This is a genomic window from Streptomyces sp. NPDC051976 (assembly GCF_040680795.1).
Classification (GTDB): domain Bacteria; phylum Actinomycetota; class Actinomycetes; order Streptomycetales; family Streptomycetaceae; genus Actinacidiphila.
This window is the reverse complement of the sequence record NZ_JBFAXL010000079.1, coordinates 1-11,773: the sequence shown is the minus strand read 5'-3', so window position 1 is coordinate 11,773 and position 11,773 is coordinate 1. Positions and strand designations below refer to the sequence as shown.

10 protein-coding genes and 1 pseudogene are annotated in these 11,773 nt (G+C 66.9%); 4 read left to right on the top strand and 7 right to left on the bottom strand.

Going from position 1 to position 11,773, the window contains the following annotated elements; translation table 11 throughout:
• Positions 1-78: 78 nt before the first annotated feature.
• From AB0M29_RS40780 to AB0M29_RS40770, 3 genes are read right to left on the bottom strand one after another with little or no spacing between them, the layout of a single operon-like run.
• A complete protein-coding gene (locus tag AB0M29_RS40780) occupies positions 79-699 on the bottom strand; it encodes an LUD domain-containing protein (protein WP_365391898.1) in 621 nt (206 codons plus the stop codon).
• A complete protein-coding gene (locus AB0M29_RS40775; protein WP_365391896.1) occupies positions 696-2,102 on the bottom strand; it encodes a lactate utilization protein B in 1,407 nt (468 codons plus the stop codon). The genes AB0M29_RS40780 and AB0M29_RS40775 overlap by 4 nt, the downstream gene beginning before the upstream one ends.
• 11 nt (positions 2,103-2,113) lie before the next feature.
• Entirely contained in the window at positions 2,114-2,875 is a 762-nt protein-coding gene (locus tag AB0M29_RS40770; protein ID WP_365391894.1) for a (Fe-S)-binding protein, read from the bottom strand.
• A gap of 68 nt (positions 2,876-2,943) precedes the next feature.
• Here AB0M29_RS40770 and AB0M29_RS40765 point away from each other — a divergent pair, with 68 nt between their 5' ends.
• The 4 genes from AB0M29_RS40765 (at position 2,944) to AB0M29_RS40750 (ending at position 7,753) form a co-directional block, all read left to right on the top strand.
• Positions 2,944-3,624: an FCD domain-containing protein gene (locus tag AB0M29_RS40765; protein WP_365391892.1), complete on the top strand. Its 681-nt coding sequence runs from the start codon at positions 2,944-2,946 to the stop codon at positions 3,622-3,624.
• Positions 3,625-3,781: 157 nt separating this feature from the next.
• A complete protein-coding gene (locus AB0M29_RS40760; RefSeq protein WP_365391890.1) occupies positions 3,782-5,035 on the top strand; it encodes a helix-turn-helix domain-containing protein in 1,254 nt (417 codons plus the stop codon).
• Between the two features lie 333 nt (positions 5,036-5,368).
• The gene (locus tag AB0M29_RS40755) at positions 5,369-6,271 is read left to right on the top strand and encodes an alpha/beta hydrolase (RefSeq protein ID WP_365391888.1); all 903 of its coding nucleotides are present in this window, start codon (positions 5,369-5,371) and stop codon (positions 6,269-6,271) included.
• 45 nt (positions 6,272-6,316) lie between these two features.
• On the top strand, positions 6,317-7,753 hold the full coding sequence (locus tag AB0M29_RS40750) for an amidase (RefSeq protein WP_365391886.1): 1,437 nt from the start codon (positions 6,317-6,319) through the stop codon (positions 7,751-7,753).
• Positions 7,754-7,905: 152 nt separating this feature from the next.
• On the opposite strand, the gene AB0M29_RS40745 is transcribed toward AB0M29_RS40750, so the two are convergent.
• From AB0M29_RS40745 to AB0M29_RS40730, 4 genes and pseudogenes are all read right to left on the bottom strand, one after another.
• Complete coding sequence (locus AB0M29_RS40745; RefSeq protein WP_365391884.1) at positions 7,906-8,418, bottom strand: IS3 family transposase; 513 nt, start codon at positions 8,416-8,418, stop codon at positions 7,906-7,908.
• A gap of 723 nt (positions 8,419-9,141) precedes the next feature.
• On the bottom strand, positions 9,142-10,806 hold the full coding sequence (locus AB0M29_RS40740) for a sigma-70 family RNA polymerase sigma factor (protein WP_365391882.1): 1,665 nt from the start codon (positions 10,804-10,806) through the stop codon (positions 9,142-9,144).
• A gap of 69 nt (positions 10,807-10,875) precedes the next feature.
• Positions 10,876-11,460, bottom strand: coding sequence for a hypothetical protein (locus tag AB0M29_RS40735; RefSeq protein WP_365391880.1), 585 nt, complete (start codon positions 11,458-11,460; stop codon positions 10,876-10,878).
• A 221-nt stretch (positions 11,461-11,681) separates the two neighbouring features.
• Positions 11,682-11,773 (bottom strand): annotated as a pseudogene (locus tag AB0M29_RS40730) (carbohydrate ABC transporter permease); the annotation flags it as partial.

The window sequence follows — 11,773 nt, the reverse complement described above, 5'->3', positions numbered from 1 at the left end:
CTGAACGCCTACTTCCTCTTTCTGACTGACCACGCCGCCGTCGCGTGCACACGCACTCCGCCGCGGCTGGTGGTCGGCTCAGAGGGCGAGGATCACCTCGAGCGTGCGGGGGCCGTGTACGCCCTCGACCCGTTCCAGTTCGATGTCACTCGTCGCTGAGGGACCACTGATCCATGTCTGCGTGCGCACTTCGGTAAGCGCCGCGACGGCGTCCGGCACCCCGGCGACCACCTGGTCGCGGCGGACCACGACGAGGTGGTAGTCGGGCAGTAGCGTCAGGGCTCGAGTGCCCTGGTCAGCGGCGTCATGGTCAAGAACGATCGTTCCGGTGTCGGCGATCGCGACGCAGCAGGCGGTGATCACTGCGTGCGTCAGCGTCAGCGTGGGCACGTCTGCGGGCCCGCGCGCGGCGTCCGGCGCCCAGGCAAGTGGTGTCCCGGGTGCGGCCAGGACACGGGTCGCGCCCCGTTCGGCCAATGCTCCGGCGATCGAGCGCGCGACGCCGTCGGCGGCCACGACGCGGACATGGGCGCCGTAGTCGCGGAGACGGTCGGCGAACAGCTCGATGTCTCCTGGGCCTCCAGATCCGGCCCTGCGGTAGTTCCGCACGATCGGGGGCGTCGGACTGTTCTGGTCCAACGCGGTTGTGATTCTGGCCAGGATCTGGTGGCGTGCGGTGTCGCGGGCTGTTCGAGTCATCGGGACTTCCACCAGTCTTGAAAGGTCTGGGCAGGGGGACGCGGCAGGTCGCGGGCCGAGGTCCACCTCGAGATCGGGGGCGGCAGGTGGCCGATGCGGCCTCGTCGTCTCCCGAGCAGTCGGCCGGACCGGCCCGCGCGCAGCACTCCGCGCCAGCGGCGGGGGCCGGACATCAGCCAGGCGAGCAGACGCATGACCAGCTTCTCGGGGTGAGTGCGGCCCTTCTCCCCGGTCACGCGCTCGCGCAGGTGCACCAGCATCGACGGGATGTCGATGGCGACCGGACAGACGTCGTAGCAGACGCCGCACAAGGAGGAAGCGAACGGCAGCGTGGGATTCTCCTTGACCCCCGTCATCTGCGGCGAGAGCACCGCGCCGATCGGTCCTTGGTAGGTCGAGCCGTAGGCGTGGCCGCCCGTACGCTCGTATACCGGGCAGGAGTTCAGGCAGGCCGAGCAACGGATACAGCGCAGTGCGGCACGACCGTCGGGATCGGCGAGGGTCGCTGTCCTGCCGTTGTCGACAAGCACGACATGGCTGGTCTGCCCCTCCGTCGGTCCCGTCCACACCGAGGTGTAGGGGTTCATCCGCTCACCGGTCGAGGAACGGGGCAGCAGCTGAAGGAAGACCTCCAGGTCCTGCCATCTGGGCAGCAGCTTCTCGACCCCGACGACACTGATCAGCGTTCGGGGCAGGGTCAGGCACATCCGACCGTTGCCCTCGGACTCCACCACAACCAGGGCGCCGGTCTCAGCCACGCCGAAGTTCGCTCCGGAGATCGCCACGTCGACCGTTTCGAACTTGCGCCGCAGGTGCTGGCGTGCCGCCTCGGCAAGGGCCGACGGGGCGTCGGTGAGGCCGGGATCGACACCCGGCATCTCCCGGAGGAAGATCTCCCGGATTTCCGCCCGGCCGCGGTGGATCGCGGGCACCAGGATATGACTGGGCCGGTCGCCGCCCAACTGCACGATCAGCTCGGCGAGGTCCGTCTCGATGGCGCGTACGCCGATGTCGGCCAGCGCCTCGTTCAGCCCGATCTCCGCAGTGGCCATGGACTTGACCTTGATCACCTCGGTGGTTCCGGTGGCCCGCACCAGGTCTGAGACGATCCTGTTCGCCTCGTCGGCGTCACGGGCCCAGTGCACGGTCGTACCGCGTTCGGTCAGCGCCTGCTCGAAGCGCAGCAGATAGCTGTCGAGGTGTGCGAGCACCTCGTCCTTGATGGCTGCTCCGGCCGCGCGCAGCTCCGCCCAGTCCGACATCTCGCCGACGACCGCGGCGCGTTTCGACCGGATCGTGCCGGTCGCTTTGGCGAGGTTCTGGCGCAGCTGCGCGTCGCCCAGAGCATCGCGGGCTGCTTCGGGAAAAGGCTGACCGGTCAGGTTGCCGAGGCCGGCAGGCATACCGAGGAAGGTCATCGCGCCACCGCTTTCATTTCGGCGTCGGTGCCGGCGGTACTCGCGAGGATCTCGGCCAGGTGGAGGGTGCGCACCCCGCTGCGCAGCCTGCTGAGTCCGCCACCTATGTGTATCAGGCACGACGCATCACCGGCGGTCAGCACGCGAGCACCGGTCTGTATCACGGCGCTCATCTTGTCGGCCAGCATGGCTGTGGAGGTGTCGGCGTTCTTCAGCGCGAACGTGCCGCCAAAGCCGCAGCAGCTCTCGGCCGCCGGCAGCTCCACGAGGTCGATGCCGCGCACGGCGCGCAACAGCCGCAGCGGCCGGTCGCCAACGCCGAGTACGCGCAGGGAGTGACAGGTGGGGTGGTAGGTCACGGTATGCGGGAAGTACGCCCCCACATCCGTGGTTCCCAGGACGTCGACCAGGAACTCCGATAGTTCGTAGGTCCGAGAGGCCGCTTCCGCGGCGGCGTCGGCCAGCCTCGGGTGGCCATGCGCACGGACGACGTCGGCGTGCTGATGTCGGATCGACCCGGCACACGATCCGGACGGTGTCACAACGACATCGGCGGTCGCGAAGGCCTCGACGTGGTTGCGGATGATCGGGACAGCCTGGCCGCCGTATCCGGTGTTGATGTGCATCTGCCCACAACACGTCTGGCCCGGCGGCACGAAAACCTCATGGCCGAGCCGTTCCAACAGCCGGACGGTGGCTTTCCCCACATCGGGAACTAGCCCGTCTACCAGGCAGGTGGCGAAGAGTGCGATTCTCATGGCCGCAAGGTTAGGGTCATGTGGTCAGACCACACCACCCCTGTAGGCTGATCGTTTTGGAGGGGCGAATGCCGACGGCAGGCAGTTTCGGAGCGGTACTCCGCCACGTCGAGGGCGAACTGGCCGCCGGCAGGCTGGTCGTGGGCCAGCAGCTACCCCCTGAGCGGCGACTGGCCGAGGACTTGGGAGTGAGCCGACCCACGGTGCGTGAGGCCATTCGCGTGCTGCAGGCGCTGGGCGTGGTGCGCAGCGGTGTCGGGTCCGGCCCCGAGGCCGGAACCACGGTGATCGCGGATCCTGCAGGCGGGATAGGTGCCGCGTTGCGGATGCATCTGGCGAGCCGGCGGCTTCCGATGAAGGACCTGGTCGAGACCCGTGTGATGATCGAGAGCGTTTCCGTGCGCGCTGCCGCCGAGGCGCCCCGGCAGGGGGAGCTGGACCACGCCGCCACCTTGCTGCATCAGATGGACGCTCCTGGACTTGACCCTTACGCCTTCCACCAGCTCGACGCGGACTTCCACGTCACCCTGACGCGAGCCGCCGGTAACGAGGTCAACACCGCGATCATGGCCGGTCTGCGGGATGCCATCCATCAGACCATTCTCGGCGCCGTCGCCACGCTGCCCGACTGGCCACGCACCGCGATGCGCCTGCGGCGCGAGCATCACGCGATCCTGCGGGCCGTCCGCGCAGGCGATAGCGAGGGAGCGGCAGAGCGGGTCGCCCAGCATGTACGCGGATTCCACTGAGCACCGTGTGCCATTACGGTCCGCGGCCCCGGCAACCAGCACAGCCACCGCGAACGCCGACCAGGACCCACCCGGCACAAACGACCGTCTCGGCCCACCGCTTCTCTCGGTGCTGCGGCCAAGTCGCTATGGTGGTCGCAGAGGCGCTACGCAAGCCATGGTCCAGCCTCACGTTCCGAGCCGAGGTGTATCGCTCATGACTGAGGACATCCGGCACATCGTCGACGCTCTCGCCGCCGAAGTCGCACGGTCCATCGTGGTCGTGACTCCCGACATCCGAGTCATTACCCACAGCACCCACCTCGGCGACGAGGACACCGTCCGCGTCAGAGGCATTCTGCAACGCCAGGCTGAGCCTGCTGCCATCGCGCACATCAACGCCCAGCGCGTCTCGATGTGGCGTGAGTCCGGGTTCATCCCGGCGAACGACGACATCGACATGAAACGTCGCTCCTGTACCGCCGTGCGCTGGCGCGGACAGCTCCTCGGCTACCTGATGATGATCGACGAAGCGCACACTCTCAGTACGAGAGACCTTGAGCGGGCCGAGAAGGCAGCCGCCTCCATCGCCGCCATTCTCAGCGACATCGCGCAGGAACAGACGAGGCAGCAAGAGGCGAAAGAGAACTGGCTGGCCGACCTACTGGGGCCCGAGAACGAAACCCGACAACGAGCCGCCCGGACGCCGCCCGACGGAGTCCAGGTCGCCGCGGGGGCCCCGGCGCACATCGTGGTCGTGGAGACGGTCGCAAGCCATGCCATGTCCGCCCCCGAGGCCGATGCCGTGATGCGCACCGCTCTCACCGCTGTCGCCGCCATGACGGAGACCGCGTCCTGCGCCTACCTCAGCCGAGATGGGCAAGGCGTCATGTTGCTCACTCACGCACACCCGCCCACGAGAGTCGAACTCACCACGCGGCGGGTCCTCGAGGCTCTCACCGGCCATGCCGACATCAAGCGCGCTGCCGTCGGCCACTCACATGCCCCTGACGGCCTCACCGAGGCGAGCGCAGCCTACGAGCGGGCCACCACCGCTGCCCGTGGAGCCCTCCTGCTCGAAGGCCACGGCGACATAGTGGATTGGGCGGACCTCGGCATATACAGCGTCCTGCTCGACATGAACTCCCGGACACTCCACCGCCTGGTCCCAACCGGACTCCACGCACTCAAGGCCGCCGATCCCTCCGGAGTCCTTCTGCAGACCGCGGAGGTGTACCTGGACTCCGCCGCATCCCCGCCGACAGCGGCCACCGCATTGCACATACACCGCACGACCCTCTACTACCGCCTCGGCCGCATACACGATCTGTCCGGGCTCGACCTCGCCGACGGCAATGACCGGCTCACCTTCCACCTCGGCCTACGCGCTCTGCGCGTCCTCGACGCCTCGACAGGCCGTACCGCCCCCTGAGCATCGACCGGCTGCCCGACACACGCACCTCACTCCGGACGCAGCGGCCACAGCAGGTGTTCCTACAAACCGTGCAAGTGGTGACGCAGGGTTCCGATACACAGCGGATAGTGGCGGACACCACACTCTCCATACGGTGATCGTCACATCGGAGTCCTGGCCTGCGACGGCCGCCGGTCGGCACAGCCTCGGACGCCCTGCCAAGGAAGGCAAGCTCATCGAGACGCGTCCGCGTCGGCGATTCCATACAGCTCAGGTGATCGGTCGACTGACGTATTGCGCCCGGACTTGCCCCGATAAATCCTGTATGAAAGCCCCAGAGAGGTGAGGACCATGTCCACCATCGATCGCGCGCCCGACTCCGTCGAGCTTGAGCACCACTACGCCGATCTCGAGGAAGTCCGGCTCCACTATGTGACAGCGGGCTCAGGGGACCCCCTTGTGCTGGTGCACGGCTGGCCCACCACGTGGTATGAGTGGCACAAGGTCATTCCCTTGCTCGCGGGCAACTACAAGGTGATCGCACCCGATCTTCGCGGACTGGGCGACTCGTCGCGCCCGGCGTCCGGTTACGACAAGCGGACGATCGCCAACGACCTCTGGCAGCTGCTCCACGGCGAACTCGGACTCGAATCATGGAACCTCGTCGGCCACGACTGGGGCGCCGTCGTCGCATACGCGCTCACCGCCGCGCACCGCGACGCGATCCGTCGACTCGCGATCATCGACATGTTCATTCCCGGCGACGGACTGTCCCTCGATGACCATGGTGGCGCACGCTGGCATCACGGCTTTCATGTGGAGCCCGGGCTCGCCGAGGGTCTGATCAGCGGCCGCGAGGAGACCTATCTCCGATGGTTCTATCGGAACTATGCGTACCGCGACGATGTCTTCAGCGATGACGATGTCGCCGAGTTTGTCCGCAACTACAGCGATCCCGAATCGCTGCACGCTGGATTCGAGTACTACCGCGCCTTCACACAGGACATCGCTGACAACGAAGCAAGCCGCGCGGAAGGCAAACTCAAGATGCCCGTCCTCGCGGTCGGCGGTGCACACTGCATGCCGGAGGGCTACGGCGTTGGCCCGGTTGTCGCGCTTTCCATGCGGCAGATGGCCGAAAACGTCAGCGAGGTGATCCTTCCGGAGTGTGCTCACTGGGTCCCCGAAGAGCAGCCGAACGTGCTCGCGAAGCATCTCCTGGACTTCTTTGGCGGAGAAGCACAGAACCTCTGACCGAGACGAGCCCACCCCACATCAAGCCATCGGTAGGGATAGTTCATGAACATCAGTGAATCGGATCTGCCGTTCCTTTCCGCCACGGAGGCTCTTGCCGCCTTCAAGTCGAAGGAACTGTCTCCGGTCGAACTCGTGGATGCGCTGTTCGCACGGATCGACGCCGTGAACGGCGATCTCAACTGCTTCACGTACACGTACTTTGACCGAGCCAGGGAGCAGGCTCGCAAAGCCGAACAGATCTACGCGTCGTCGCCGGATTCCGCGAGACCTCTCGAGGGCATTCCCTGCGCGATCAAGGACTGGCACCCGGTCAAGGGCGAGATCACGACCTACGGCTCGCGGCTGTTCAAGGACTTCCGGCCGGAGCAGTCCGCGCCTACGGTGCAGCGGCTCCTCGATGCCGGCATCATCCTGCACGCCCGCACGACCACCCCGGAGTTCGCACACAGCGGACATACGCAGAGCCCTCTCTGGGGTGTCACCCGCAACCCCTGGAATCTCAGCTACGGTCCAGGCGGTTCGTCCGGTGGCGCGGGGGCGGCGCTCGCCGCTGGGATGACGACCATCGCTGACGGCACCGACGGTGGTGGTTCGCTTCGCTCGCCGGCCTCGGTGAACGGGGTCGTGGGATACAAGCCACCCTTCGGACGCAACCCCGTCGACGCGGACCATCCAAACGAGTCCCTGCTGTGCTACGGCCCGCTGACGCGCACCGTCGCGGATGCAGCGCTCATGCAGAACGTCATGTCGGGCGTGTATCCGGGAGACATCACGACCCTTCGTGATCGCCTGACACTCCCGAAGAGTTTCGAGTCAGTCGCCGGTCTGCGCGTCGCGGTGTCGATGGACCTCGGATACTGCGAAGTATCCGAGGCGGTAAGGGCGAACACGATGGCGGCGGTCAAGACGTTCGAGGAGCTGGGCTGTACGGTCGAAGAAGTCGACCTCGGCTGGGACCAGAGCGTGCTCGAAGCCTGGCTCGCGGCTTGGGAGGGCGCCGTCTGGTCCCTGACCAAACACCTCTACACCCCCTGGCGCGCCCAACTCGATCCCTTCCTGGTCCAGCAGATGGAGGCGGGCTCGAGGCGCACGGTTCCCGAGTACTACGCCGTCAACAGCGTTCGTCAGAGGATGTACCAAAAGCTTGGACCGATCCTCGAAGATCACGACGTTCTCCTCTGCCCCACCTTGGGGATCCCGGCGGTCAAGGCGGACCATCAGAACGACGATGGAACGTTCGAGATCAACGGGAAACCCACGCATCCCTACATAGGCTGGATGCTGACCTACCCGTTCAACCTCCTCAACCAGTGCCCGGTCATGTCGGTGCCAAGCGGCTTCGACGGAGAAACGGGGATACCTATCGGTCTCCAGATCGTAGGCAGGACGTTCGACGACACGCAGGTGTTCCGGTTCGCATCCGCGCTGGAGCGGGCGCGTCCATGGCATGAACGACGGCCCCCCCTCCGCCTCTCCTGAGGCAGTCTCAACACAGCGCTTCGGCGTCCTCCGGTTGTCCTGTCACAAGCTCTTCTCGGAGCCTACGGGCGACCGGCGGCCGTCGCGCTTAGCAAGACCAGCGGCATCTGGATGTCTGTCCAAGGCTTCGCCGTAACCGCCAACGCCACCAATCACATTCCGTGGCATCCGCTTCGACTGCACTGCACGGCCTGGAACACGGCCGCCACCGCCGGGTGTCTGGACAGCCAATCCGGGGGTGCGGTGAACGGCAGCGGCAACAATCCGCCCAGCCCGACCGTCGCACCAGGCGCGGTGACCGTCTCCCGTGGCGACACGACACGATGCGGTCCGCGATCGTGGTTGCGCTTCTTCCTGCGCAGGTGACGGCCGACGATGCCGTGCTTGCGCATCAGCCTGGCCACGCGCTTGCGGTTGATCGTGTGGCCGAAGCCGCGCAGTTCGGCATAGACGCGCAGCGCGCCGTGGTTCCCGCGGTGTTCGGCATGGATTTCGCGGATCTCGGCGACCAGGACGTCTTCCTCGGACTGCCGCCCCGCCCGCGCCTCGGCGCCGGCGATCCACCGGTAGTAGCCCGAGCGGGAGACCTCCAGCACCCTGCATATCCGCTTGATGCCGAACATCTCGGCATGGGTGGAGACGAAGTCCCGCGCGACGGTCTTCACTTCAACTCCTGGGCGAAATACGCCGCGGCCCGACGCAGGTTCTCCCGCTCCAGCTGCCATTCCGTCTCCGCCTTGGCCAGCCGCGCGTTCTCCACCCGCAGCCGGGTCAACTGGGCCTCGGTGTCCTGCGATGCTCCGGCGGCGACTGGACGACCGTCGGCGTCACCCAGGCCCCCAGCGTCTCGGGTTCGCGCAGCGAGGCGATGATCCTGTGGCACTGCAACAGCGACAGGTACCGGCCCGCTCAGGAGGCTTTTGGGGAAGAGTTGGCTGAAGGGCGTCTCCACCCGCCACCGGCAGCCGGTCTTCGTTCCGCTGCCGAGCCATGTGCGCGCCTCGGCGATGCCTGCCCCAGCCGCCGGAAGACGTCAGGACGCCGCTTCGAACTCCAGCCTGCGCATGCGTCCCCGCCTCGCCATCAACCCACCTGACAATCAGGGGATGTTACAGCGAGCGTGAGAACGCAAGCGCCGCTGCTGGGCATCTCGACGGCCGTTGACAGCTGGGCCGCTGGCCCAGTTCCATCCGCCGCAGACCACGGGACACACGGCTGCCTGAACACGCTCCCTGCGACGTGACATGGAGCAGCGGATACACGTCTGTGCCACGTCGAACGCGCTGCTCCTCCCCCGCGCCCGGGGTGCCGCCAGCACCAGGGGTGTCAAGATCAATCGGCTCGAGAGAACGTCGGGCCCTTCGGGCAGCGCTGGGGAGCACGAGCTTTCACTGGGAGAAGTCCTGGGTCATCCACCAATTCCCGCCGCCCCAGTAGACGGCTATCCCGACGTACATGAGATTCGGGTTCAGGATGTTGCGAAGGTGCCCGTCGTTCGGCGACTGCTCGCTGAGCATTGCCTGGGTCGCAGCTGCGGGATCGCCCATGCCTATGTTCTCCCACCCCGCCATGCCATGAACTCCCTCGGCCCCGTCACGGTCCTGGGCCGCCGGTTCGTTGGGGCACTGGTGTTGTAGGCCGCATCCGGACGCCATCACCAGGTTGTGGGCCTGGGCGGCTCGGCTGAGCCCGTCGAGGAGGGTGTACGGGCGCAGTCCGTGGTCGGTCCGCGCCTTGTTGATCATCGCGAGCACTTGCTGCTGCCGGGCGAGAACTTCAGCGGTGGGAGCACCCTGCCCATTGGAGTCGGCGGAGGGCTGCGCGGGGGGTGTGGTCGCAGCGGCAGCTGGCGATGTGGAGGGCGCGGCCTGTACGCGATGTGTGGTCGTCGGCTCCGGTGTCGGTGTGAGGGACGCTGAGGGTGCCGCGCTCGCCGAGCGTGAGGCAGACGGTGTGGCGTCCGCGCTCGCATCCGCAGATGAGGGTGTGGACAGGACCGGGGAGGTGTGGCGGTCGAGGGCTGAGAGGGCGGTTTGGTCGTTGGCCTTATGGTCGGAAGTGTCCGGGCCCGGGATCACCGTCGCGACACCGATCGCCGCCGCGATGGTGGCCGAGAGCGTGACCGCTACCAGGGCGGGCTTGGCGGCGAGCGAGGCGAGTGAGTGCCCGGCGCGGTGCTTTGGAGCCCGGTGCCGGGTGTGGGCACTCGGTCGGGCGGCCACCGACACATCGGCCGACGTGACCTCGTATCCCGCGTTGCCCCTGCCGGCCGTGAGGATGTACGCCATGAAGCCGACTGGCAGCGGCACCAGGGCCAAGTTCACCAGCAGGCGCTCGGGTGGAATCAGATCTGTGCCCAGCCCTCCGCAGGTCGCGCATGCGCGTACGTGCCGGGCCAGCCGCTTTCGCCAGAGCCCGCTCGGCTGCCCGTCCCATGTCGCGATGATCGAAGACAGCTCGACGCAGCGCGGATCGGCGGCAAGGGCCCGCACGATCAGCCGTGCACTGTCCAACTGCTCCTTCATCCGGCTCACCCTGACCGTGACATGGTGCGAGTCCAGGCCGATCGCCTGGACCAACTCCGCGCGCGTGAGGTGCCCGGCAGCGACCAGCCACCAGAGTGAAAGCAGCTCTCGGTCGCCCTCGTCCAGCCAACGGGTCGCTTGGACAGTCTCCCGCCGCTGACCGGAGAGGCCGAGTCGGGTCAGCGAGAGGTCTACGAAGTCCGCACCGGGGTCGGCGACGTCGTCCATTACCTCGCCCAGCGCCTTGTCCGAAGTGACATGCGACTGGCGATACTCCCGGACCTGACTCATCGTCACCGCGACCAGCCAGGAACGGAAGGCATGTTCGTCACGGAGTCCGGGCAATCCACGCACCACGCGCAGCATCGCCTCCTGCACGACATCGTCCACGTCCGCACCCCGCGACAGGGACCGCCCGACGATGTTGTAAACCAGCGGAAGATACCGGCCCACCAGCTCCTCCACAGCCTCCTGCGCGCCCCCTCGCGCAGCTGCCACCAGCTTCACGTCCAGTGTTTCACTCGACATTCCCGCGCTCCTTCAGCACACCTCTGACTCTGCCGTACATGAGTGGAGACACCTGAGAGAACCGCCGGGTCACAAAAATCCCGCCTCCGCTTGCCGCAGGTACCGCACTGGATCGTAGACACGGAGAACGCGGGCGGACTCCTGGCCGAACCATCCGGTCCTGAAGCCCGGCCCACCCGACAGGTCGCTGGCACATCGGTCCGGGTCAGCCCGGACGAGGGCAGCGGTGATCTCGGCTGCCGAGCGGGGCTCTGCCTGCTGGGTGAACTGGTCGCGGACCAGGATGACAAGCGTGGGCTTGGCGGCCTTCACCCCTACCGACGAAGGCTTTCCGCCCTCGTGGCCGCCTTCTTCGGGTTTGCCAGCCGGGCTGGTATTCTGCGGGGCCGCGTCTTCTCCGGCCGACGTGCGACGCGGTTTCGGCACCTCACCGGCCTCCTCCACTTCGGGCTCGGCTGCTTCCTCCGGCGCCCCGGCGGTTGAGCCCGCAGTACCCAGGGCGCGCTGCACTTGCAGAATGATCCTTGCGCAAGGCGCGCAGACGGTCTTCGAGAGCGGCCAGTTCAGCGCCGACGCATTGCCCTGAATGTCGGCTGCCACTTGGGCGCCGTACTGCGCCTGGACGCCCTTGCCCTCCATCTGAGTCTCGGACACGGTCGTTGCGTCTTTGCGGTGTACTTGCGGCTGGCGACGCATCGTACCCGTAGTGTCCAGAGGGGAGGACCCCAGGTGCCCGCCTCATGACAACGATGCCTGCAAACGCACCGCAGGCTCATGAAGCGACCGGGACCCGCTCCCCCACGGGGGGCGGCGGGGCCCGGTCGCTGAGCTGCCCCCGCAGGATGATCCGCTTGTGAGACGCCGGTCTCCACGGCTCATCCTTTGGTGGCGCCTCCGGTGAGGCCTTTGACGAAGTGGCGTTGGAAGGCGAGGTAGAAGATGAGGATGGGGAGGGTGGCTAGGAACA

Bases quoted from the DNA above. Each gene is read 5' to 3' on its own strand.
- AB0M29_RS40740 (WP_365391882.1), bottom strand. From the start codon at position 10,806: ATGTCGAGTGAAACACTGGACGTGAAGCTGGTGGCAGCTGCGCGAGGG.
- AB0M29_RS40775 (WP_365391896.1), bottom strand. From the start codon at position 2,102: ATGCCTGCCGGCCTCGGCAACCTGACCGGTCAGCCTTTTCCCGAAGCA.
- AB0M29_RS40770 (WP_365391894.1), bottom strand. From the start codon at position 2,875: ATGAGAATCGCACTCTTCGCCACCTGCCTGGTAGACGGGCTAGTTCCC.
- AB0M29_RS40750 (WP_365391886.1), top strand. From the start codon at position 6,317: ATGAACATCAGTGAATCGGATCTGCCGTTCCTTTCCGCCACGGAGGCT.
- AB0M29_RS40780 (WP_365391898.1), bottom strand. From the start codon at position 699: ATGACTCGAACAGCCCGCGACACCGCACGCCACCAGATCCTGGCCAGA.
- AB0M29_RS40765 (WP_365391892.1), top strand. From the start codon at position 2,944: ATGCCGACGGCAGGCAGTTTCGGAGCGGTACTCCGCCACGTCGAGGGC.
- AB0M29_RS40755 (WP_365391888.1), top strand. From the start codon at position 5,369: ATGTCCACCATCGATCGCGCGCCCGACTCCGTCGAGCTTGAGCACCAC.
- AB0M29_RS40760 (WP_365391890.1), top strand. From the start codon at position 3,782: ATGGTCCAGCCTCACGTTCCGAGCCGAGGTGTATCGCTCATGACTGAG.